The sequence below is a fragment of the Bacillus sp. LB7 genome (assembly GCF_030449715.1).
Taxonomy (GTDB): Bacteria; Bacillota; Bacilli; order Bacillales; family Bacillaceae; genus Bacillus; species Bacillus paralicheniformis.
On the sequence record NZ_JASGCA010000002.1, the window covers coordinates 391,239 to 414,677 of the forward strand.

The window sequence follows — 23,439 nt, forward strand, 5'->3', positions numbered from 1 at the left end:
GGGAAGTCGACATCGTATTTTTGGAGGGAAAACAAGTGGAACGGATTTCTTGGGATCAATATTTTATGGCGCAAAGCCATTTGCTGGCGCTTCGCAGCACGTGTACAAGGCTTGCTGTAGGGGCGACGATTGTCAGGGATAAACGAATTATCGCAGGAGGCTACAACGGATCGATCGCTGGAGGTGTTCACTGTGCGGATGAAGGCTGCTATATGGTGGACGGGCATTGCATCAGAACGATTCACGCCGAGATGAACGCGATTCTTCAGTGTGCAAAATTCGGCGTTCCGACCGAAGGTGCTGAAATATATGTCACGCATTTTCCGTGTATTCAATGCTGTAAATCGATCATTCAGGCAGGTATAAAAACGATATACTATGCGAAGGATTACAAAAACCATCCTTACGCGGTTGAACTTTTCGATCAGGCTTCTGTTAAAGTGGAGCAGGTAGAGCTCGATGAGATGATTATCGACTTGAAAAACCAGGAAAAGTTATCGTTTGTGGCCGATCTGATCAAGCAGCTGGCTGAGAAAGGTCTTGAGGAAGAGGAAATCAGGAAAATACACGCAGAGGCCAACAAATTGTTTACAAGCTACGTGTAATCCAATGGATAAACATCGCATCTTCCCGTGCGGAGCGATTTCAGCGGCAGCCGGAATCGCTTCCGCTCACTCTTCTCTTTATCTCTTCCTCACCGTCGGTTTTTTTCTGTTCTTCATCCTCTGTTTCTTCAAGAAACAAATACTCCTTTTCATCATATGTGCAGCGATTTGTATTTTATATTTCACTTCTTTTTGCATGATCGATCATTTCAATACAACGATTTATCATGAAGGCAAATTTCACACGTTCGCTTCTGTTCGGGATATCCCCATAATAGACGGAGACCGGCTTTCTTTCACAGCCGAAACAGATAAGGGGGAAGCTTTGAAAGCGGGCTATACGATCCGGTCTCTGCAAGAAAAACGGGCGCTCTCCGCTCTTCAGCCGGGAAGCATCTGTGTCATGCAAGGTGAATTAAAAGCGCCGAAAAAAGAGACGGTTCCTGGAACTTTTGATCAAAAAGAATCCTTGTATCAAAAAGGGATTCACTGGATATTTGCAGTTCAGTCTATTGAAAACTGCAAGCCGGGCGGCGGTCTTATGCCATTTCTATTGAACATCCGAAAAGCGGGCCTTGATTTTACAGAAGAAAATATGGCGAACCCGGCTGCCGGTATTGTAAGAGCGCTTACTTTCGGTGACCGGTTTCTCATTGAACAAGATGTGCTGGACGGCTATCAGCGCCTTGGGATCATTCACCTTTTAGCGATTTCCGGGCTTCATGTCGGTCTGTTGTCGGCCGCTCTGTTCCACGTATTTATTCGCTTCGGTTTGACGAGGGAATGCGCCAAATGGCTGCTCGTTTTCGGGCTGCCCGTTGCGGCAGTTTTGACCGGAGGCGCCCCATCGGTAGTGAGGGCGGTTCTCATGTCTGAAATCTATTTGCTGGCATCACTGTCTAATAAGAACTTCAAAAGCGCCGATGTGATCAGCATCGCCTGCCTCGGACTGCTGTTGTATCATCCTTATCTGCTATTTCAAGCCGGATTTCAGCTTTCTTTTGCCGTATCCTTCGTTTTCATTCTTTCAAAAGAAATATTGATCAAACCGAAAAGCCGAATCTCTCAGCTGCTATTGGGGTCATTTTTGGCTCAGCTCGCTTCCCTTCCAATTCTGCTTATTCATTTTCAAGAGTTTTCATTTCTCAGCACAGTGATGAATCTGCTTTTCATACCTCTCTATATTTTTATCATCATGCCGCTGTCTTTCGGAAGTCTGTTGGCTTTCATATGTTTTCGTCCCCTGGGGGAGGCGGCAGCCTGTGTGCTGGACCGTCTGCTTATGTGGAGCCATCAGGCTGTTAAAGTGGTGTCTGCCGCAGATGTTTTCGTTTTTTCTGCGGTTAAACCGCCGGATATTTTGTTGTTTTTCTACTTCGCAGCTATTTTTCTGTTTTTGCTGTTTCTTGAAAAAGAGATATCGTTTCGTGCAGTTATGATTTCGTCCGGCTTCCTTGCCGCTGTGTTTGCGATTCACTTATGTCTTCCTCAGTTTGCAGGAGAAGGAGAGGTCACGATGCTTGATATCGGCCAAGGTGACAGCATGTATGTCAGCGCTCCCGGTCAGAATGGCACCGTCTTCATTGATACGGGAGGAACCGTATCCTTTCGGAAAGAGCAGTGGAGAAAGCGGAAAAAGGATTTTTCCCTGGGAGAGAGCGTATTAATGCCATTTCTGGCATCCAAAGGAGTCAAGAAACTCAATGCTTTAATTTTGACTCATGCTGATCAGGATCATATTGGTGAAGCTCAAGTGCTGATCCAAAAACATAAAGTCAAGCAATTGATCGTGCCGAAAGGCTTCGCAGCCGAACCGTCTGATGAAAAGCTGCTTCGCCTTGCCTTGAAAGAAGGCGTCAAGGTGCATGTAGCCAAAAGAGGTGACATCCTTCATATTGGCAATCTTGAATTTTATGTTCTTTCACCGAAAGAGGCGGACAAAAACAGCAAAAACAACGGTTCCCTCGTATTGTGGATGAAAGCGGGCGAATTTTCATGGCTGTTAACGGGCGATTTGGAGAAAGAAGGTGAAAATGAGTTCATGAAAGTGTATCCGAATCTTAAAGCGGATATTCTGAAAGTCGGTCACCATGGAAGCAAAGGTTCTACGGGGGAAGATCTGATTAAGCAAATTGAGCCGAAAACAGCCATCATTTCGGCGGGAGAGCACAACCGCTACGGCCATCCCCACAGGGAAGTGCTGGATATCTTAAACCGCCACCATGTGAAGGTGTTCAGAACGGATCAGCACGGTTCGATTCAGTACCTATTTCGAGATGGGAACGGAACGTTTTTGCTTCATCCCCCATATGATAAAGTACATTCCCCGCAAGAAAAAAAGACTGCTGAAAAACAGCAGTCGTCAAAAAGCCGCTTGCCTGACGGAGAGTAAGCGGTGTCCATGACTTGGCTTGATTAAGCGGCCAGATGTATAACAGTAGCGATAATAAACATTGTAGCGAAAAAGCCAAAAGACACGATGAAACCGACACCTGAATCTACAAGATCGTTACGTTTGCTTTGCACGTCTTTTTCAAATTCATTCACAATTTACCCCTCCTATTGATATCCAGTATAATTCAATTCTTTGCAAAAATCTAGGAGCTTCATGCAACCGTTTTCTAAAATTTATGAACATCGTCTTCTATAAACTAACCCGGGGGTTTATGGAAGGCGTTTATTATAAATGAGAGAGCGGGTGACTCCGCTTCTCTCTTTACTAATTGCAAAACACGCTTTAGGATAGAAAGGAAGGATGAAAGAGGGGAAAGTGCAGATGACGGTATTTGATATTTGGAAAAGCTTAAAAAAAGGCGATATTCATCCTGTTTATTGTTTATACGGGAAAGAAACGTATCTTCTGCAGGAGACGGTTCAAAGGATCAGACAAGCCGTTGTTGATGAAGAGACGAAGGATTTCAACCTTTCCGTATTTGATTTGGAAGAAGAGGCATTAGACCTTGCTGTTGAAGATGCTGAAACTTTTCCGTTTATGGGGGAGAAGCGTCTTGTAGTTGCGAAAAACCCGTCTTTTTTAACAGCTGAAAAAAAGAAAGATAAAACGGAGCATAACCTCGGGAGCCTGGAGGATTATATTGCGCAGCCGGCGCCTTATTCCGTTTTTGTGCTGCTCGCTCCTTATGAAAAGCTTGATGAGAGGAAAAAGCTGACCAAGCTCTTGAAAAAACACGCCCAAATGGTTGAAGCAAAAGAACTGAACGGCCGGGAAACGGCTGATTTTATCGCGGGGCTTGCAAAATCAGAGGGGAAGCTCATAGAACGAGAAGCGGCGGAAGAGCTTGTCATCCTGTGTAATGCCAGCCTGTCGGCCATTGCCCGAGAGGTGAAAAAGCTTAGTACATATATTGGTGATCGGGATTCGATCACGCTTGAAGACGTCAAAAAGCTCGTTGCCAGAGGTCTCGAGCAGAACATTTTCGAATTGATCAACAAGGTTGTGAACCGGAAGCGTACAGAAGCGCTGCAGATTTTCTATGATCTGTTAAAGCAAAATGAAGAACCGATCAAAATGATGGCGCTGATCGCAAACCAGTTCAGGCTTTTGATGCAGACAAAATACTTTTCGCAGCAGGGGTACGGGCAAAAGCAAATCGCCTCAAACCTCAAAGTTCACCCGTTCAGGGTGAAGCTCGCGATCGACCAGGCGAGGCTGTTTTCTGAAGAAGAGCTGAAAAGCATCATCGAGCATCTCGCCGTTATGGATTATGAAATGAAGACAGGCAAAAAAGACAAGCAGCTCCTGCTTGAGCTGTTTTTGCTCAAGCTTTTGCAGTCCGATTGAAAAAACGGCTCTCTTAAAATTAGAGAGCCGTTAGACTGTCGAGAAAACCTCGACAGTCTTTTCAGTTGTTCTTATTTCTTTTTCAGTTTACCTCCATAATCGGCAAGCTTCATCCTTAGGTGATAGAACATGCTTTGCATATTGCTTCGCTTCGGCTTTGAGGATATTGTCATTAGGATTGTGGGATGCAAAAGCCGGAAGAAACGTGCCGTGACATCGGATAATAGTACCCTCAATCGGCCGTAAATACTCTTTTACAGTGAACATATTGCGGCCCCCAACGCGATATTCCTCTTCCGCTCCGCCTGTTGTCGTAGCAATCATGAATTCTTTGCCTTTCAAGTTTTCGCCTCCGGGGCCGTGCGCCCAGCCGTATGTCAGCACATCATCAAACCATTTTTTCAAAAGAGGCGGACAGCTGAACCAATAAAATGGGAACTGAAAAACGATCCGGTCATATTCAAGTAATAATCGCTGTTCTTTTTCAACATCGATACTCCAATTTTGATACTCCTGATACAGATCACGAATCAAGACATCAGGATGATTTTTCAATTCGTTCATTAGTGCCCTGTTCCATTTGGACTCCCTCAGATTTGGATGTGCCGCAATTACCATTATTTTCATAAAGATCTTCCTTTACTGTTTGTTGTTTTCCTTGAACTTTTGTTCGTCCCAATTATTACGAATATTTTTGGCATTGCAAAGTACGCTTTTTTTTCGTACAAAGTCCTTTAAATCGTACGATTGCGGTGAAAGAACTTTTTATGGTAGTACGATAAACCGTACTATGTGTGTAAAATAAGAGTACTACCGCGAATCAGAATGATATGGTAACGTAACTGATATCACGAATCCGAATCGGGAGTTGACAAAGATGAAGTCAAAAGTACAGGAAATGAAGACGACGGAAGGTATAATCATAACTTTGGCGGCCATAGGAGGAAAATGGAAGCCGCTGATCCTGTTCGTATTACTTCATGAAGGCACCAAACGCTTCGGAGAGCTGAGGCGGATGCTCCCTGGTGTTACACAGGGGATGCTGACCAACCAGCTTCGGGAGCTCGAACATGATGGTCTCGTCAAACGGCAAGTTTATCAGGAAATCCCTCCGAAGGTCGAATATAGTTTAACCGGGCACGGAAAAACATTGGCGCCGGTGTTGACCGATATGTGCAGCTGGGGATATAAACATCTCGACTTTGTGAAAAAATTAAGTGATGAAGAGGAATGAGAAAGGGCAGGAAAGATAAAACCGAAAACATTGAAGGTCTGCAGGCTGTAAAAAGGGTGAAAATAAATAATTGAGAAAGGGAGACATGTAAAAGTGACAAAGAATTTAAGGACTTGCAGCAAAGGGCATGAGTATGATAAAAGCAGTGATTGTCCTGTTTGCCCGATTTGTGAGCAACAGCGCAAACCTGACAACGGATTTCTTTCATTGCTCTCTGCGCCAGCCAGACGAGCTTTGGAACACAATGGAATAACTTCTTTGCAGGATCTGTCAAAATACAGCGAAAAAGAGATTTTGCAATTTCACGGTATGGGCCCGGCATCTTTGCCTAAATTACGGGGGGCTTTGAAGGAAAAAGGGTTATCTTTTAAAAGTTAAACTCCATGAATGATTATTCTTGTACATAGCAAGGGAACTTCCTTTTTCGGAAGTTCCCTCATTTTGTATAAAAATCAATAATTATATGTTTGAATGAAAACAGCTGTCCGAAGACAGCCTCATTCAAAAAATAGCTCCGTGCGAGTGGAGCATGGCTGACATGAAAGCTCCTCTCTGTCGGCACAGACCTGAATCGCGCTATTTTTGCGGTCTGACGGCTTCTCATTTAAGAGAGCCGTTTTTTATGACGGCAAGCAAAAAAGCTTGGCATGGCCAAGCTTTCTATTATGCAGAAAGTCCGTTCACTTTTTTCGCTAGGTTTGATTTGTAACGAGCTGCGGTGTTTTTGTGGACAAGACCTTTTTTAGCTGCTTTATCGATTTTCTTTGCTGCTGCAGAAAGAGCTGCTTTCGCTTTGTCTGCTTCGTTGTTGCTTACGAAAGTTTCAACTTGTTTCATAGCAGTACGCATTGAAGATTTGATTGTTGCGTTGTGCGCGCGGCGCTCGTTGTTTGTTTTTGTGCGTTTGATCGCTGATTTAATGTTTGGCAATGTGTTTCACCTCCTAAGACATAACCTCTGTTCCTTTTCTATAGGTTAGATCTCAACAATAGAACAAATTGTATTCTATCAAACACACCCTTAGATTGCAATATAAATGTAAAGTATTTTTATTTGAAAGCGCCGCTTCGTGGGAATGTTTGCAGACCTTGTGGGCACACTAACACCAGTTATGTTTTTGGAGGGAATGCAAATATGGAGAAAAAGAAGCTTGATTTAAGTCAATATGCAGTCCGGACAGACTTAGCCGTGGAAGCGAGGGATCTGGCAGAGGAAAAGGAAGCTTCTCCAAAGAAAGAGCTGAAAGGGTTTACAGTCAAAGAATACGAAAAAGACGGGATCAAAATTCAGACGATGGACATTGATGAAGAAGGAGCGAAGCTGTCGGGGAAAAAAGCCGGCCGCTATTTAACCTTTGAAACACAAGGGATCAGGCAGCAGGATTCCGTCTTGCAGGAAAAAGTCGTCAATGTGTTCGCGAAGGAATTTTCCGCATTTCTCGATTATTTGAACATTCCGCGGGATGCCAGCTGCTTAATTGTAGGGCTTGGCAACTGGAATGTCACGCCCGACTCGCTCGGCCCACTAGTGACGGAGAACCTTCTCGTGACGAGGCACCTTTTTCAGCTGCAGCCCGAAAATGTAGAGGATGGCTACCGTCCGGTGAGCGCGCTTTCCCCGGGAGTCATGGGCTTGACCGGGATTGAAACGAGCGACATTATCCAAGGGGTAATCGATCGCTCAAAGCCCGACTTTGTCATTGCCATTGATGCGCTGGCATCAAGGGGGATCGAGCGTGTGAATTCTACCATTCAAATTTCAGACAGCGGGATACACCCCGGGTCTGGGGTGGGGAATAAAAGAAAAGAATTAAGCAAGGATACGCTTGGCATTCCGGTCATCGCCATCGGTGTTCCGACGGTGGTCGATGCCGTCACAATCACGAGTGATACGATTGATTATATGCTGAAGCATTTTGGGAGAGAGATGAGAGATGACAGTCCGTCCAGGTCACTCGTTCCCGCGGGGATGAGCTTTGGGAAAAGAAAGGTCCTCACCGAAGAAGACCTTCCCGATGAGGAGCACCGCAAATCGTTTCTCGGTATAGTCGGAGGCCTCGCAGAGGATGAAAAAAGGCAGCTGATCCATGAAGTCCTCGCTCCGCTCGGCCATAACTTAATGGTGACCCCTAAAGAGGTCGATACCTTTATCGATGATATGGCAAATGTGATTGCGAACGGTCTGAACACAGCGCTTCATGAAAATGTCTCGCAAGACAATAAAGGAATGTATAACCACTAAGATCAAGGCGGCTGACCAGGCCGCTTTTTTTCGTGCTTATAGCATTGCCGAAACTTGTTCTACTTCCTCTATCTTGTACATAGTCTATTTACTAGACAAGCTCTGGAGGGATTTGCGATGAGAAAAAGGGGCAGGAATCGTCAGTTTGTGCTGGCTGTAAATGGAAGAAACGCGGTTAAGACAGTATTCTTATTTATCGTCAGCCTGCTGCTCGTTTTTATTTTATCAGGCGTGCTGACATCGCTGCGTCCTGAGTTGAGGCCGTCTTCATCGTTGTACCGGGTGACTGATGAACTGGCGGGCGAGACCTTTGGGCTCATTTTGGGAATGGAAAACCACTACTTTGCATCAGAATTGCCGGAACCGAATAAACGTTTTGAGCTTTCTCCCATCGTCTTGAAACTGGCGACCAGCATTAATTTGAAAGATCCGCGAAGTTTTCTCGGACGGGAGCTTCCGGGCTTCTCTCATTTTGACTCGGAAATCCTCATTGCAGGGCAAGGGACGGATTACACAAATATGCCGTCAGAATCTCCGCCGCCGACAGAGGTCTTAAAAGAGGAGAGAGAAGCGAATCTTGCAGAGCTTGAAGGGAAGCAGAAAAAGAAAACAGGGGAGGAAAAACCCCCTGAACAATCGACGGGCGGCCGAAAAGTCGTATTTATCTACAATACGCACAATACGGAATCGTATCTCCCCTTTTTAAAAGGTGAGACGGAACCTAATCGGGCGCTTCATTCGAAAGCAAATGTTACGCTTGTCAGCGATATGCTCGCAAATGCGATGAAGTCGCAGGGTGTCGGGGCAATGGTTGATAAAACCGACTTTCAGGCGAATTTGCGGAAAAAAGGCTGGGCTTATGCCCGTTCCTATGATGAATCAAGGCCGGTCGTTAAAGAGGCGATGGCTCAAAACAAAGATTTACAGTATTTTATCGATATTCACAGGGATTCGCAGCGGAAGAAAGCGACAACCGCAACTGTCAAAGGAAAAAGCTATGCACGTGTTGCATTTGTGCTCGGCAAGAAGAGCTCTAATTTCGAATCGAACTTAAAGCTGGCAAAAGAACTGCATGAACGGCTGGAAAAAAAATATCCCGGATTGAGCCGCGGTGTTATATCTAAGGGAGCTGCCGGGGATAATGGCATATATAATCAGGATTTAAACGAAAGATCCGTCTTAATCGAATTTGGCGGCGTAGATAATAACCGCGAAGAGCTGGAGCGGGCTGCAGAAGCGATGGCGGATGTATTCAGCGAGATGTATTGGAATGCTGAAAAAGTTGATGCAGACACCGGTGAAGACGATAAGAAAAAACAATAGGACAGGTGATGGAAGTGGCTTCTTTTATGGGAAAATGCATATTGGCTTGCGCTGTCATGTTTTTCGGCGTCCTTCTCGGCATGCAGCAGGCGAACAACGGAATGATTGAAATGAAAGGGTATCAGGACCCTGATTTAAAAGCGGCGCTCAGCATATCTGAAGGGGATGCGAAAGAGGCGTCAGTCCTCGGCCATCAAATCGATTTGGAGGAAAAACAAAAAGAGCTGGAACATCTGGAAGCTTTCAACCTCTTTTCCTCGGCAGGCCGCGCCCTGGCCGATTCGGTCACAAACACAGCCCGTTCATTGTATGACTGGATAAAGAAAAAAACGGAATAAGTAAAAGAAAAAACGAGCCGGATGGAGGACTCGTTTTTTCTTTTTCGGGTTTAGAAAGCATATGTGACTTAGCATTGAATCTTCACAACCCTATTGATATAATCTAAGCTAGCGCATATTGCGTTTCATAGTAGGAGTGATTAGTGTGACAGATAAAGAAAAACGATTACAAAGGCAGTCGAGAATCCGAAATTTCTCTATTATCGCCCATATCGACCACGGCAAGTCAACGCTTGCGGATCGAATCCTGGAAAAAACGGCGGCAATCACTCAAAGGGAAATGAAAGAACAGCTCCTCGACTCGATGGATTTGGAACGTGAAAGAGGAATCACCATTAAACTGAACTCCGTACAGCTGAAATATCAGGCAAAGGACGGAGAGGAATATATTTTTCATCTGATCGATACCCCGGGACACGTCGATTTTACGTATGAGGTTTCGAGAAGCCTTGCCGCATGCGAAGGCGCGATTCTCGTCGTCGACGCCGCACAGGGAATCGAGGCGCAAACGCTGGCAAACGTTTACCTTGCGCTTGACAACGACCTTGAAATTCTGCCGGTCATTAATAAAATCGACCTTCCGAGCGCAGAACCCGAACGCGTCCGCCAGGAAGTCGAGGATGTCATCGGTCTTGACGCTTCAGACGCCGTCCTTGCTTCAGCAAAAGCAGGCATCGGAATTGAAGAAATATTGGAGCAGATCGTTGAAAAGGTTCCCGCACCAAGCGGAGATCCGGAAGCGCCGCTTCAGGCTCTGATCTTTGACTCTCTGTATGACGCATACCGCGGGGTCGTCGCCTATATCAGAGTCGTCCAAGGTACCGTAAAAGCCGGTCAAAAAATTAAGATGATGGCGACGGGAAAAGAATTTGAAGTCACTGAAGTCGGCGTTTTCACACCGAAGGCTGTTCCGGTTGACGAACTGACTGTCGGCGACGTCGGATTCCTGACGGCCGCAATCAAAAACGTCGGAGACACCCGTGTAGGGGATACGATTACAAGTGCGGAAAACCCAGCGCCCGAAGCCCTGCCAGGCTACAGAAAGCTGAATCCGATGGTCTATTGCGGTCTGTATCCGATTGATACAGCGAAATACAACGACTTGCGGGAAGCGCTTGAAAAACTTGAGCTGAACGATTCAGCCCTGCAGTATGAGGCGGAAACGTCCCAGGCTCTCGGATTCGGCTTCCGCTGCGGTTTCCTGGGGATGCTCCACATGGAAATCATTCAGGAGCGGATTGAACGCGAATTCAACATCGATTTGATTACGACGGCTCCGAGCGTTATCTATGACGTATACATGACAGACGGAGAAAAAATCGTCGTCGATAACCCGTCAAATATGCCTGATCCGCAGAAGATCGACCGGGTCGAAGAACCGTTCGTCAAAGCGACGATGATGGTGCCGAACGACTTTGTCGGCGCGGTCATGGAACTGTGCCAGGGCAAGCGCGGCCAGTTTATCGATATGCAGTACCTTGATGCGAACCGCGTCAGCATTGTCTACGAAATTCCGCTTGCGGAAATCGTCTACGAGTTTTTCGATCAGCTTAAATCAAATACGAAAGGCTATGCGTCATTTGATTACGAACTGATCGGATATAAACCGTCCAAGCTCGTGAAAATGGACATTATGCTGAACGGCGAAAAAATCGATGCTCTTTCCTTTATCGTTCACCGCGATTATGCGTATGAACGGGGTAAGGTTATCGTCGAAAAGCTGAAGGAACTCATTCCGCGCCAGCAGTTTGAAGTGCCTGTCCAGGCAGCCATCGGCACAAAAATTGTCGCCCGTTCAACCATCAAAGCCATGCGCAAAAACGTTTTGGCGAAGTGCTACGGTGGGGATATTTCCAGAAAACGCAAACTGCTTGAAAAGCAAAAGGAAGGAAAGCGAAGAATGAAACAGGTCGGCTCTGTCGAAGTTCCGCAGGAAGCCTTTATGGCAGTCCTGAAAATGGACGACAGCGGTCCGAAATCATAATCATGAGCCGCCGCAGCGTAACACACTGCGGCTTCTTCCTGTAAAAGAAGGTGAAAATAATGAAAGCAGCATATATCCATATTCCGTTTTGCGAGCACATTTGCCATTATTGCGACTTCAACAAGTTTTTTATTCAATCTCAGCCCGTTGATGAATATTTGCGCTCTTTAGAGAAGGAAATGGCCAATTCAATGGAAGCGGCCGGACATCCGGAGCTGAAAACGATCTTTATCGGGGGAGGAACGCCGACATCGCTGTCGGCAGCGCAGCTTGAACGGCTTCTTGATTCCATTCATCGCGTTTTAAAACCGTCCGAAAGCCTTGCCGAATTTGCAGTGGAAGCCAATCCCGACGATTTATCGGCTGAAAAGCTGGATGTTTTAAAAGCCGCCGGTGTAGACAGGCTGAGCTTTGGCGTACAGACGTTTGAAGACGAGCTGCTAAAAAAAATCGGCAGGGTCCACGAGCAAAAAGACGTACTCGTTTCCTTTGAAAGAGCGCGAAAGGCGGGATTTGATAATATCAGCCTTGATCTGATGTTCGGCCTGCCAGGACAAACCATCGGCCACTTCGCCTCATCGCTCGATACGGCGCTTGCCCTCGGGGCTGAACATTATTCGGTCTATTCGCTGATCGTCGAACCGAAAACCGTTTTTTATAACTTGATGAAAAAAGGCCGGCTTCATCTGCCGCCGCAGGATCAGGAAGCTGAAATGTACGAACTCGTGATGCGGAAGATGGAAGAAGCGGGCATCGGCCAATACGAAATCAGCAACTACGCCAAAACAGGATATGAGAGCAAACATAACCTCACATATTGGAACAATGAGGAGTATTTCGGTTTGGGCGCGGGCGCGCATGGCTATATCAATGGTGAAAGAACGGTAAATGCCGGCCCTGTCAAACATTATATCGACCTGATTGAGCAGTCAGGCTTTCCTTATAAAGAAAAACACAGGGTTACAAAAAATGAACAGATTGAAGAAGAAATGTTTCTCGGTCTTCGAAAAACCGCGGGAGTAGACAAAGAACGCTTTTTCGAAAAATACGGAAGAACTGTCGACGATCTCTTCCCGAAAGTGCTCCGTTCGCTGGAAGAAACAGGGCTGATTGTGAACACGAGCAAAAATGTATTTTTATCACATAATGGAAAACTATTGGGGAATGAAGTGTTTCAGGCATTCCTGGGTGAGTTATAATTGACATTTTGATTTCGGTTTGGTAATTTTGATATACAATTAGCACTCAGTTGTGTCGAGTGCTAACAGGGGTGATATGGATGTTAACAAATCGTCAGCTGTTAATCTTGCAGGTTATCGTCAACGATTTCATTCGTTCAGCTCAGCCGGTAGGGTCAAGAACGCTTTCCAAAAAGGAAGATATCACATTCAGCTCAGCAACGATCAGAAACGAAATGGCTGACTTGGAAGAGCTCGGTTTTATCGAAAAAACCCACTCATCTTCAGGCCGGATTCCTTCTGAAAAAGGCTACCGCTATTATGTCGATCATCTGCTTTCACCCGGAAAGCTGTCAAAAACGGACTTGAACATTATTCATTCGGTTTTCAAAGAAAAAATCTTTGAACTCGAAAAAGCGGTGCAGAAGTCGGCTCAAGTGCTGTCTGATCTGACAAATTATACATCGATTGTCCTCGGTCCGAGACTGAGCGAAAACCATCTTAAACAGATCCAGATTGTGCCGATTCAGCCCAAGAAGGCCGTTGCCATTCTAGTAACGAATACCGGCCATGTCGAGAATAAAACGATCAATTTTCCGGCGGAGGTCAATCTTTCCGATCTCGAAAAGCTGGTGAATATATTAAATGAACGCCTTAGAGGCGTGCCGATCTCAGAGCTGAAAGACAGGATTTTCAAAGAGGTCGTCATCTTCTTAAAGTCGCATATCCAAAATTACGATACGATTTTACACGGGCTCGGCGCAACGCTGGATTCATCTGTTCAAACCGACCGGCTGTTTTTCGGCGGCAAGATTAATATGCTGAATCAGCCCGAATTTCACGATATTGACAGAGTGAAATCGCTATTGTCGCTCATTGAGAAAGAACAGGAGCTTCTCCGGCTTTTTCAGTCGACTGAGTCAGGAATTACCATTAAAATCGGCAAGGAAAACGACTATGAAGAAATGGAAAACTGCAGCCTGATTACCGCGACATACACGGTCGGCTCAAAACAGATCGGCTCCATCGCGGTCATCGGGCCGACGCGCATGGACTACTCCCGCGTCGTCGGTTTGCTTCAGCACGTATCATCTGACTTGTCAAAAGCGCTGACAAGTTTGTATGATGGGTAAGGCAGTACCTAAAACAGAGACAGAAGGGAGAAATCCCTTCTTTATCATGAAACTCATCCTTTAAGGGAGGTGAACACAGATGGCAGAAGAAAAACAAACCGAAGAGCTAAACGAACAAGAGGAACTGAACGAGACAGAAGCGGAGACAGCCGAAGCCGAACAAACGGCTCCTGAAGCTGATGCCCCGGTAGAAGACACTCAAACAGAAATGCTTGAAAAACAACTAAAAGAACTTCAAGAACGTCTTGAAGAAAAAGAAAATAAACTTTTACGTGTTCAGGCGGACTTTGAAAACTACAAAAGACGCGCACGCCTTGATCTTGAGGCTGCTGAAAAGTACCGTTCCCAGCGCATCATCAGCGATTTGCTGCCGGCGCTTGACAACTTTGAACGCGCACTTCAGATCGATCCTGACAACGAGCAGACGAAAAGTCTGCTTCAAGGGATGGAAATGGTGCACCGTCAAATTTTGGATGCTCTTAAAAATGAAGGAGTTGAACAGATCCCTTCAGTCGGAGAGCAATTTGACCCGAACATGCACCAGGCTGTTATGCAGGTCGAGGATGAAGCGTACGAATCAAACGCAGTCGTTGAGGAACTGCAAAAAGGCTATAAACTTAAGGACCGGGTGATCCGTCCTTCTATGGTAAAAGTCAATCAATAACTACATAGCAGGAGGTAAAAATCATGAGCAAAGTAATCGGAATCGACTTGGGAACAACGAACTCATGCGTTGCAGTGCTTGAAGGCGGAGAGCCGAAAGTCATCCCAAATCCAGAAGGAGCCCGCACGACTCCTTCGGTTGTTGCATTTAAAAACGGAGAGCGCCAGGTGGGTGAAGTGGCGAAACGCCAGTCCATCACGAATCCGAACACGATCATGTCGGTCAAGCGCCACATGGGCACGGACTATACAGTTGAAATCGAAGGCAAAAAGTACACGCCGCAAGAAGTGTCTGCCATCATCCTTCAGCATTTGAAATCATATGCTGAAAGCTATTTAGGCGAAACTGTATCTAAAGCCGTAATCACAGTTCCTGCATACTTCAACGATGCAGAACGTCAAGCGACAAAAGATGCCGGTAAAATCGCCGGACTTGAAGTTGAGCGGATCATCAACGAGCCGACTGCAGCTGCGCTTGCATACGGTCTGGATAAGACGGAAGAAGATCAGACGATCCTCGTCTACGACCTTGGCGGCGGTACATTCGACGTTTCCATCCTTGAATTGGGAGACGGCGTATTCGAAGTTCGTTCTACAGCGGGTGACAACCGCCTTGGGGGAGACGACTTTGACCAAGTGATCATCGATCATCTCGTCTCAGAATTCAAAAAAGAAAACAGCATTGATCTTTCTAAAGACAAAATGGCGCTCCAGCGCTTAAAAGATGCGGCTGAGAAAGCGAAAAAAGACCTTTCCGGCGTATCTTCTACGCAAATTTCCCTGCCGTTTATCACAGCAGGTGACGCAGGTCCGCTGCACCTTGAATTGACACTGACCCGCGCGAAGTTTGAAGAGCTGTCTTCACACTTGGTAGAGCGCACAATGGGCCCTGTCCGTCAGGCTCTTCAAGATGCGGGACTTTCTGCAAGCGAAATCGACAAAGTGATCCTTGTCGGCGGATCAACACGTATCCCTGCCGTTCAGGAAGCGATCAAAAAAGAAACTGGAAAAGAAGCGCATAAAGGCGTCAACCCTGACGAAGTCGTAGCTCTTGGTGCAGCCATTCAAGGCGGCGTCATCACAGGCGATGTCAAAGATGTTGTCCTTCTGGACGTAACTCCGCTGTCACTTGGTATCGAAACAATGGGCGGCGTGTTCACGAAGCTGATTGAGCGCAACACGACAATCCCGACAAGCAAGTCCCAAGTGTTCTCAACAGCGGCTGACAACCAAACAGCGGTTGACATCCACGTGCTCCAAGGTGAGCGCCCGATGGCTGCTGACAACAAAACGCTCGGACGCTTCCAGCTTACAGATATTCCGCCGGCTCCTCGCGGCGTACCGCAAATCGAAGTGTCATTTGACATCGATAAGAACGGTATCGTCAACGTCAGCGCGAAAGATCTGGGCACCGGCAAAGAGCAAAACATCACGATCAAATCTTCTTCAGGCCTTTCTGACGATGAGATCGAGCGCATGGTTAAAGAAGCTGAAGAAAACGCCGAAGCGGATGAAAAGAAAAAAGAAGAAATCGAGCTTCGCAACGAAGCGGATCAGCTTGTTTTCACAACTGAAAAAACGCTGAAAGATCTTGAAGGCAAAGCAGACGAAGCGCAAGTGAAAAAAGCGAATGAAGCAAAAGACGCGCTAAAAGCTGCGATCGAGAAAAATGACCTTGATGAAATCAAGGCGAAAAAAGATGAGCTGCAAGCGATCGTCCAAGAGCTTTCAATGAAGCTTTACGAAGAAGCTGCAAAACAGGCTCAGGCTCAGCAAGACGGCGGCGCCGGCGCTAAAAAAGCCGACGACAATGTCGTTGACGCTGAATATGAAGAAGTAAACGACGACAAAGATCAAAAATAATTGAAATAAAATGTGCTGTGCTTACCCCGGTTTGCACAGCACATGACCTTACAGGCGATGAAAGTCAAAGTCAGGATCTCTTGACTTTGACTTTTTTCTTCCTAAAGGACAAAAGGAATTGAAAAAACATAATTTGAAATGATACAATCTAATTTATGTGAGAAAATCGGGAGTGTGAAGAGATGAGTAAGCGTGATTACTATGAGGTGCTTGGGGTAGGTAAGAGCGCTTCTAAAGATGAGATTAAAAAAGCTTACCGCAAGCTTTCTAAAAAATATCACCCGGACATCAACAAAGAAGCCGGAGCGGATGAAAAATTCAAAGAAGTCAAAGAAGCCTATGAAACACTTTCTGATGACCAAAAACGGGCCCATTACGACCAGTTTGGCCACACCGATCCAAATCAGGGATTCGGCGGCGGAGGTTTCGGTGGCGGCGACTTCGGCGGCTTTGGGTTTGACGATATTTTCTCAAGCATTTTCGGAGGCGGCGCAAGGCGGAGAGATCCGAATGCCCCGAGGCAGGGCGCCGATCTGCAGTATACGATGACACTGTCATTTGAAGAAGCGGCCTTCGGAAAAGAGACGACGATCGAAATTCCGCGTGAAGAAACATGTGAAACATGCAGCGGCTCAGGCGCGAAACCGGGAACAAAGCCGGAAACATGTTCACACTGCGGCGGCTCAGGCCAGCTGAACATGGAGCAGTCGACTCCGTTCGGAAAAGTCGTCAACAGAAGAGTATGTCATTACTGTAATGGAACCGGTAAGCAAATTAAACACAAATGTTCCACTTGCGGCGGTTCAGGAAAAGTGAAAAAACGCAAGAAAATCAATGTCACCATCCCGGCGGGTGTGGATGACGGCCAGCAGCTTCGAGTATCCGGACAGGGTGAACCGGGGATCAACGGCGGTCCGTCAGGTGACTTATTCGTCGTTTTCCGCGTCCAAGAACACGAATTTTTCGAGCGCGATGGAGACGATATTTACTGCGAAATGCCGCTGACATTTGCACAGGCTGCGCTCGGGGACGAAATCGAAGTGCCTACTCTTCACGGTAAAGTAAAATTAAAAGTGCCGGCGGGCACGCAGACTGGCACCAAGTTCCGCTTAAAAGGAAAAGGCGTTGCCAACGTACGCGGGTACGGTCAAGGCGATCAGCACATCGTCGTCCGCGTCGTGACACCGACGAATTTAACAGAAAACCAGAAAAATATACTCCGCGAATTTGCAGAAGTGAGCGGAAATATGCCGGATGAACAGGAAATGAGTTTTTTCGATAAAGTAAAGCGCGCCTTTAAAGGCGATTAATGATTGGATGAGGAGTTGGTAGTATGAAATGGTCCGAAATCTGCATTCACACGACACATGAAGCGGTTGAGCCCATCTCGAATATTTTACATGAAGCTGGTGCGAGTGGAGTCGTGATTGAAGATCCGCTTGATTTAATTAAAGAGCGTGAGAATGTATACGGAGAAATCTACCAGCTCGATCCCAATGATTATCCTGATGAAGGAGTCATCATCAAAGCGTATCTCCCGATCAACAGCTTTTTGGGGGAGACCGTAGAAGGAATCAAGGAAACCATCAATAATCTGCTGCTGTATGATATTGACCTCGGACGAAACAAGATTACCATCAGCGAGGTTAACGAAGAAGAATGGGCGACAGCATGGAAAAAATATTATCATCCCGTAAAAATTTCCGAGAAGTTTACGATTGTTCCGACATGGGAAGAGTACACACCGGTTCATACGGATGAGCTCATCATCGAGATGGACCCGGGAATGGCATTCGGAACAGGTACACACCCGACAACCGTACTTTGCATACAGGCGCTCGAAAGGTATGTGAAAGAAGGGGATTCGGTCGTGGATGTCGGAACGGGAACAGGCATTTTGAGCATTGCATCAGCCATGCTTCGCGCGAAACAGGTTGAAGGATATGATCTCGATCCCGTAGCCGTGGAAAGCGCCCGCTTGAACTCCAAGCTCAATAAAGTCAGCGATCATATCGAGATTAAGCAAAATAATCTGCTCGACGGCGTTGAAGGAGAAAAAGACGTCATCGTTGCCAATATCCTGGCCGAGGTCATCTTGCGCTTTACGGATCAGGCATACGATCTGTTGAAAGACGGCGGCTATTTCATTACGTCGGGAATCATCCAGCAGAAAAAACAGGAAGTCAAAGATGCACTGGTGAAAGAAGGCTTTACGATCGTCGAGGTTCTTTCAATGGAGGACTGGGTCAGCATCATCGCTAAAAAATAATCGTTAGTAGGTGTGACAAGCGTATGCAACGATATTTTATCGAACAATCAAAACAAGAGGTCACAGCCGCACCCGCGTTCTCGATCAAAGGCGAAGACGTTCATCACATTGCGACCGTGATGAGGATGTCTCCCGGAGACGAGGTCATTTGCTGTGCAAAAGACGGCCATGAAGCGAAATGCCGGATCGAGTCCGTCACAAAAGAAGAGGTTTTATTGAGCGTAATCGAATGGACGGGGCAAACACGCGAACTGCCCGTCCAGATCCATATTGCCAACGGCCTTCCTAAAGGAGATAAGCTGGAATGGATCATTCAAAAAGGGACAGAGCTCGGTGCAAGCTCGTTTATTCCTTTTCAGGCATCACGCTCCGTTGTTAAACTTGATGAAAAAAAGGCAAAGAAAAAGCGGGAAAGGTGGGCGAAAATCGCCAAAGAAGCCGCAGAACAGTCCCACAGAAACGCGATTCCCGATGTAGCGCCGGTTCACACGTTTCAACGTTTGCTTGAGAGCCTTGAGGACTTCGATAAATGTGTCGTTGCATACGAAGAGTCATCAAAGCAAGGCGAGACGAGCCGGTTTCAATCCGTGCTCAAAAGCCTGCCGGAAGGATCATCCGTACTCATGGTGTTCGGTCCTGAAGGCGGATTTTCAGAGGATGAAATTGAGGCGCTTAAAGAAAAAGGAGCCCTCGCCTGCGGGCTCGGTCCGCGGATTTTAAGGGCGGAAACAGCTCCGCTGTACGCGTTGGCGGCAGTTTCTTATCATACAGAGTTATTAAGAGGTGAATAACAATGGCAACCGTTGCATTTCATACACTTGGCTGCAAGGTCAACCATTATGAAACAGAAGCAATCTGGCAGCTTTTCAAAGAAGCCGGCTACGAAAGAAAAGAATTTGAAAGTTCGGCGGACGTATACGTCATTAATACATGCACCGTCACAAATACAGGTGATAAAAAAAGCCGCCAGGTGATCAGACGGGCGATCCGCCAAAATCCTGACGCCGTCATTTGCGTGACAGGGTGCTACGCCCAGACTTCCCCGGCGGAAATCATGGCGATCCCAGGCGTTGATATCGTCGTCGGTACGCAGGACCGCGAAAAAATGCTCGGCTATATTAAGCAGTACCAGGAAGAAAGACAGCCGATTAACGGCGTCAGCAATATTATGAAAGCAAGAGTGTTTGAGGAGCTTGATGTTCCTGCGTTTACCGACAGAACGCGTGCTTCTTTGAAAATTCAAGAAGGCTGCAACAATTTCTGCACATTCTGCATCATTCCGTGGGCGCGCGGCCTGCTTCGTTCCCGCGACCCTGAGGAAGTCATCCGCCAGGCGCAGCAGCTCGTTGATGCCGGCTATAAAGAAATCGTTTTGACCGGTATTCATACCGGCGGTTATGGAGAAGATATGAAAGACTACAACTTTGCGCAGCTGTTGAAAGAATTGGACAGCCGTGTGAAAGGTCTGAAACGAATCCGTATCTCTTCAATCGAAGCGAGCCAAATTACAGACGAAGTGATCGAAGTGCTTGACCGCTCAGACAAGATCGTCAGACACCTTCACATTCCGCTTCAATCCGGCTCAAACAGCGTTTTAAAACGGATGAGAAGAAAGTATACGATGGAGTTTTTCGCCGACAGGCTGACGAAACTCAAAAAAGCTCTTCCGGGGCTCGCAGTCACTTCTGATGTGATCGTCGGCTTCCCGGGGGAAACGGAAGAAGAATTCATGGAGACGTACAACTTTATTAAAGAACACAAGTTTTCCGAGCTCCACGTCTTCCCGTACAGCAAACGGACCGGAACCCCGGCAGCGCGCATGGACGGCCAAGTTGACGAGAACGTGAAAAACGAACGAGTTCACAAACTGATCGCCCTTTCAGATCAGCTTGCGAAAGAATACGCATCAGACTATGAAGGCGATGTTCTGGAAATTATTCCGGAAGAGCCGTTCACGGAAACGGGCGAAGACAATCTGCTTGTCGGCTACACGGACAACTATATGAAGGTTGTTTTCGAAGGTTCCGAAGACCTGATCGGCCAGCTTGTTAAAGTGAAGATCTTAAAAGCCGGCTATCCGTACAATAAAGGACAGTTCGTCCGCGTCGCCGAAGACGGCGTCCATGAAAACATCCGCTTATCGTCATAAATGATCAACTCAGCCGGTTCACAAAAAGGTGTTCCGGCTTTTTTGCGAATCTCATAAGAGACAACCACTTGAAAAGGAGTCGGGACGATGACAAAACAAATGGCACGAATGATCGATCACACGCTATTGAAGCCTGATGCTGTCAAATCCGAAATCGAAGCGCTTTGCAAAGAAGCACGTGAATACGGTTTTGCTTCCGTTTGCGTCAATCCTTGCTGGGTAAAGCTGTGCGCCGAGCTTCTTAAAGATTCAGAAGTGAAAGTATGCACGGTTATCGGCTTTCCTTTAGGTGCGGCGTCTCCGGAAACAAAAGCTTTTGAAACCAGGCAGGCGATCGCAGACGGAGCCGGTGAAGTTGATATGGTGATCAACATCGGTGCATTAAAAGATCGCGATACCGGAACCGTGGAGCATGACATCAGAGCGGTGACAGACGCGGCCGCCGGCAAAGCTCTCGTAAAAGTCATCATAGAGACCTCACTGTTGACGGATGAAGAAAAAAGGCTCGCTTGTGAACTGGCCGTAAAAGCAGGCGCCGACTTTGTCAAAACATCGACCGGTTTTTCCGGCGGCGGTGCGACAGTTCAAGATATAAAACTGATGCGGGAAAATGTCGGACCTGATATCGGCGTTAAAGCTTCAGGGGGCGTCCGCGATAAGGAAATTGCCCTTGCCATGATTGAAGCCGGAGCGACGAGAATCGGAGCAAGCGCGGGCGTGTCGATTGTCAAAGGCTTAACAGCGAATGAAGACTACTAATCAAACAAAACCAGGCGTTTACCGGGCCTGGTTTTTGTTTGGAATGAGAAACATGATCAGCGAATGAAACAGATTTGAGAGCGGCAGAAACAATAGGGACGTGACGACGTTGAAGAGCAGGCTGAAATGGGCAATCTGCTGAGCGGGGCTTGCCGACAGTCCGGAAATAAAGCCTGTTATTGATGAGAGCAGGGGGTATACAGCTGCTACACCGATGACATTAAACAGCACATGGGCATAAGCCGTTTGCCTGGCTGCAGCTCCGCCTTTGAAGGACGCCATCACGGCTGTGATACATGTCCCGATATTGGAGCCGAGAACAACGCTCATCGCTTCGGTCAAACCGACGACATCTTGATCCATAAAGCTCATCAGGATGCCGACACACGCCGAACTGGAATGAATCATCGCGGTCAAAACCGTCCCGATGATCAAGGCGTAAAGCGGTGAATCTTCGGCAAGCTGCACAATATAAGCGCCCGAGTCTAGCTGTGACAACGGCACGGCAAGCCGGCTGAAGCCGCTGATACAGAAAAAAATAACACCCAAGCCGATCATGCTTACGCCCACTTGCCGAAAAGGGGATTTTCCGGCAATGAAAAGAACCGCACCTGCGGCAAAGAGGGCAAAAATCAAAAATTCCAGCTTCACTGCCAAAAATTCCGTTGTGAAGGTGGACCCGATGTTTGTTCCCAAAATGAGCGGAATCGAACGTTTAAATGAAAGGGCGCCTACCGAGACAAAGCCAATAACGATCACCATAAAAGCCGAGCTGCTTTGCAAAACCCCCGTAAATACAATGCTGACCAAAAAGGCTTTCACCGGATGATCCGTGAAAAACAGCAGCCGCTTTTCGATTTTTTCAAATGTCAGTGAAATCAAGCCTTTTCTCAGCATGCTCATGCCTTTGAGAAAAAGAACGATCAATAATATGAATAAGATCAGGATTATCATCAGTTTTTCGAACAGCCTCCTTTATAAATATATACAGACAAGCTGCCGAAATCATGACTGAACAATAAAACGTTCTCCTTGGTTGACCTTACCGGAGGCTTATATTATAATGTCAAAGTACATGTTTATATGTATGTCTTTTTTTAAAGCAGTCGATTGGTGTATTCGGAGGGAGGGAAAGAGAATGTCAAAAACGGTCGTTAGAAAAAACGAATCGCTTGAAGATGCTCTTCGTCGCTTCAAACGCAGTGTATCAAAGACAGGTACTTTGCAGGAAGCAAGAAAGCGTGAATTTTATGAAAAACCTAGCGTAAGACGCAAGAAAAAGTCTGAAGCTGCAAGAAAGCGCAAATACTAAAAGAGGGTGGATTTATGAGTCTTCTTGAGCGGCTGAATCAAGATATGAAGCTCTATATGAAAAACCGTGAGAAAGACAAACTGACTGTCATTCGCATGGTCAAAGCTTCGCTTCAAAACGAAGCAATCAAGCTTAAGAAAGACAGGCTGACCGATGATGAAGAACTGACTGTTCTTTCTCGTGAATTAAAACAGCGTAAAGACTCCCTCCATGAATTTTCAAACGCTAATCGTTCAGATTTAGTAGATAAAGTTCAAAAAGAGTTAGACATTCTGGAAGCTTATATGCCTGAACAGCTGACGGAAGAAGAGCTGCTCGGCATCGTCAACGAGACGATCGCCGAAGTCGGCGCCTCTTCAAAAGCGGATATGGGCAAAGTGATGAGCGCTATCATGCCGAAAGTCAAAGGCAAGGCGGACGGCGGTCTTGTCAATAAGCTTGTCAGCAAACAACTGTCTTAAGAAAAAGACGCCTTTAAGCAATTAAAGGCGTCTTTTTTTGTGCGTGTTCATACAATAGAAAAGTAGTAGAAAGATGAAACCTTTGCTACATTTATAACGTATGTAATGTTAATGATAATAGGGGA

At 46.6% G+C, this 23,439-nt stretch carries 24 protein-coding genes; 20 read left to right on the forward strand and 4 right to left on the reverse strand.

Features of this window, described 5'->3' with window-relative positions:
• Nucleotides 1-35: 35 nt before the first annotated feature.
• Nucleotides 36-605, forward strand: a complete 570-nt coding sequence (locus tag QMZ64_RS04540) for a ComE operon protein 2 (protein ID WP_243943042.1) — start codon at nt 36-38, stop codon at nt 603-605.
• Nucleotides 606-609: 4 nt separating this feature from the next.
• Nucleotides 610-2,997 carry a DNA internalization-related competence protein ComEC/Rec2 gene (locus tag QMZ64_RS04545; protein ID WP_265626259.1) on the forward strand — a complete coding sequence of 796 codons (2,388 nt, stop codon included), beginning with the start codon at nt 610-612 and terminating at the stop codon, nt 2,995-2,997.
• A gap of 23 nt (nt 2,998-3,020) precedes the next feature.
• Here the strand turns inward: QMZ64_RS04545 and QMZ64_RS04550 are convergent, their stop codons facing one another.
• Nucleotides 3,021-3,152 carry a YqzM family protein gene (locus QMZ64_RS04550; RefSeq protein ID WP_003183686.1) on the reverse strand — a complete coding sequence of 44 codons (132 nt, stop codon included), beginning with the start codon at nt 3,150-3,152 and terminating at the stop codon, nt 3,021-3,023.
• 229 nt (nt 3,153-3,381) lie between these two features.
• Between QMZ64_RS04550 and holA the strand changes: the two genes are divergently transcribed.
• Nucleotides 3,382-4,407 carry a DNA polymerase III subunit delta gene (holA, locus tag QMZ64_RS04555; protein WP_265626262.1) on the forward strand — a complete coding sequence of 342 codons (1,026 nt, stop codon included), beginning with the start codon at nt 3,382-3,384 and terminating at the stop codon, nt 4,405-4,407.
• An 87-nt stretch (nt 4,408-4,494) separates the two neighbouring features.
• Here holA and QMZ64_RS04560 read toward each other — a convergent pair whose 3' ends face one another.
• Entirely contained in the window at nt 4,495-5,034 is a 540-nt protein-coding gene (locus QMZ64_RS04560) for an NAD(P)H-dependent oxidoreductase (protein ID WP_265626264.1), read from the reverse strand.
• A 250-nt stretch (nt 5,035-5,284) separates the two neighbouring features.
• Here QMZ64_RS04560 and QMZ64_RS04565 point away from each other — a divergent pair, with 250 nt between their 5' ends.
• Both QMZ64_RS04565 and QMZ64_RS04570 read left to right on the forward strand, forming a co-directional pair.
• Nucleotides 5,285-5,641 (forward strand): winged helix-turn-helix transcriptional regulator, encoded by a 357-nt coding sequence (locus QMZ64_RS04565; protein ID WP_265626265.1) that lies wholly within the window; start codon nt 5,285-5,287, stop codon nt 5,639-5,641.
• Nucleotides 5,642-5,734: 93 nt separating this feature from the next.
• Nucleotides 5,735-6,019, forward strand: a complete 285-nt coding sequence (locus QMZ64_RS04570; protein ID WP_265626266.1) for an RNA polymerase alpha subunit C-terminal domain-containing protein — start codon at nt 5,735-5,737, stop codon at nt 6,017-6,019.
• Nucleotides 6,020-6,304: 285 nt separating this feature from the next.
• Here QMZ64_RS04570 and rpsT read toward each other — a convergent pair whose 3' ends face one another.
• The gene (gene rpsT, locus QMZ64_RS04575; RefSeq protein WP_020452267.1) at nt 6,305-6,571 is read right to left on the reverse strand and encodes a 30S ribosomal protein S20; all 267 of its coding nucleotides are present in this window, start codon (nt 6,569-6,571) and stop codon (nt 6,305-6,307) included.
• A gap of 204 nt (nt 6,572-6,775) precedes the next feature.
• Between rpsT and gpr the strand changes: the two genes are divergently transcribed.
• From gpr to deoC, 13 genes are all read left to right on the forward strand, one after another.
• Nucleotides 6,776-7,882, forward strand: a complete 1,107-nt coding sequence (gpr, locus tag QMZ64_RS04580; RefSeq protein WP_050820711.1) for a GPR endopeptidase — start codon at nt 6,776-6,778, stop codon at nt 7,880-7,882.
• Nucleotides 7,883-7,999: 117 nt separating this feature from the next.
• A complete protein-coding gene (gene spoIIP / locus QMZ64_RS04585) occupies nt 8,000-9,205 on the forward strand; it encodes a stage II sporulation protein P (protein WP_265626268.1) in 1,206 nt (401 codons plus the stop codon).
• Nucleotides 9,206-9,219: 14 nt separating this feature from the next.
• Nucleotides 9,220-9,543 (forward strand): YqxA family protein, encoded by a 324-nt coding sequence (locus tag QMZ64_RS04590; protein WP_265626269.1) that lies wholly within the window; start codon nt 9,220-9,222, stop codon nt 9,541-9,543.
• 145 nt (nt 9,544-9,688) lie between these two features.
• Nucleotides 9,689-11,527 (forward strand): translation elongation factor 4, encoded by a 1,839-nt coding sequence (gene lepA / locus QMZ64_RS04595; RefSeq protein ID WP_059231276.1) that lies wholly within the window; start codon nt 9,689-9,691, stop codon nt 11,525-11,527.
• Between the two features lie 59 nt (nt 11,528-11,586).
• Nucleotides 11,587-12,726, forward strand: coding sequence for a radical SAM family heme chaperone HemW (hemW, locus tag QMZ64_RS04600; RefSeq protein WP_243943053.1), 1,140 nt, complete (start codon nt 11,587-11,589; stop codon nt 12,724-12,726).
• Nucleotides 12,727-12,806: 80 nt separating this feature from the next.
• The gene (gene hrcA / locus QMZ64_RS04605) at nt 12,807-13,838 is read left to right on the forward strand and encodes a heat-inducible transcriptional repressor HrcA (protein WP_020452261.1); all 1,032 of its coding nucleotides are present in this window, start codon (nt 12,807-12,809) and stop codon (nt 13,836-13,838) included.
• Between the two features lie 79 nt (nt 13,839-13,917).
• Nucleotides 13,918-14,502 carry a nucleotide exchange factor GrpE gene (grpE, locus tag QMZ64_RS04610; RefSeq protein WP_301441142.1) on the forward strand — a complete coding sequence of 195 codons (585 nt, stop codon included), beginning with the start codon at nt 13,918-13,920 and terminating at the stop codon, nt 14,500-14,502.
• A gap of 23 nt (nt 14,503-14,525) precedes the next feature.
• Nucleotides 14,526-16,364 carry a molecular chaperone DnaK gene (gene dnaK / locus QMZ64_RS04615; protein WP_301441143.1) on the forward strand — a complete coding sequence of 613 codons (1,839 nt, stop codon included), beginning with the start codon at nt 14,526-14,528 and terminating at the stop codon, nt 16,362-16,364.
• A gap of 182 nt (nt 16,365-16,546) precedes the next feature.
• Nucleotides 16,547-17,674, forward strand: coding sequence for a molecular chaperone DnaJ (gene dnaJ / locus QMZ64_RS04620; protein ID WP_065644202.1), 1,128 nt, complete (start codon nt 16,547-16,549; stop codon nt 17,672-17,674).
• A 23-nt stretch (nt 17,675-17,697) separates the two neighbouring features.
• Complete coding sequence (gene prmA, locus QMZ64_RS04625) at nt 17,698-18,633, forward strand: 50S ribosomal protein L11 methyltransferase (protein ID WP_065644201.1); 936 nt, start codon at nt 17,698-17,700, stop codon at nt 18,631-18,633.
• A 23-nt stretch (nt 18,634-18,656) separates the two neighbouring features.
• The gene (locus tag QMZ64_RS04630) at nt 18,657-19,424 is read left to right on the forward strand and encodes a 16S rRNA (uracil(1498)-N(3))-methyltransferase (protein WP_243943058.1); all 768 of its coding nucleotides are present in this window, start codon (nt 18,657-18,659) and stop codon (nt 19,422-19,424) included.
• Between the two features lie 2 nt (nt 19,425-19,426).
• Nucleotides 19,427-20,782: a tRNA (N(6)-L-threonylcarbamoyladenosine(37)-C(2))-methylthiotransferase MtaB gene (gene mtaB, locus QMZ64_RS04635; RefSeq protein ID WP_301441144.1), complete on the forward strand. Its 1,356-nt coding sequence runs from the start codon at nt 19,427-19,429 to the stop codon at nt 20,780-20,782.
• 87 nt (nt 20,783-20,869) lie between these two features.
• Nucleotides 20,870-21,541: a deoxyribose-phosphate aldolase gene (gene deoC / locus QMZ64_RS04640; RefSeq protein WP_301441145.1), complete on the forward strand. Its 672-nt coding sequence runs from the start codon at nt 20,870-20,872 to the stop codon at nt 21,539-21,541.
• 18 nt (nt 21,542-21,559) lie between these two features.
• Here deoC and QMZ64_RS04645 read toward each other — a convergent pair whose 3' ends face one another.
• On the reverse strand, nt 21,560-22,495 hold the full coding sequence (locus QMZ64_RS04645; RefSeq protein WP_243943063.1) for a Na/Pi symporter: 936 nt from the start codon (nt 22,493-22,495) through the stop codon (nt 21,560-21,562).
• A 184-nt stretch (nt 22,496-22,679) separates the two neighbouring features.
• Between QMZ64_RS04645 and rpsU the strand changes: the two genes are divergently transcribed.
• Nucleotides 22,680-22,853 carry a 30S ribosomal protein S21 gene (rpsU, locus tag QMZ64_RS04650; protein WP_003183654.1) on the forward strand — a complete coding sequence of 58 codons (174 nt, stop codon included), beginning with the start codon at nt 22,680-22,682 and terminating at the stop codon, nt 22,851-22,853.
• 14 nt (nt 22,854-22,867) lie between these two features.
• Nucleotides 22,868-23,314, forward strand: a complete 447-nt coding sequence (locus QMZ64_RS04655) for a GatB/YqeY domain-containing protein (RefSeq protein ID WP_023855244.1) — start codon at nt 22,868-22,870, stop codon at nt 23,312-23,314.
• The last annotated feature ends 125 nt before the right edge of the window (nt 23,315-23,439 follow it).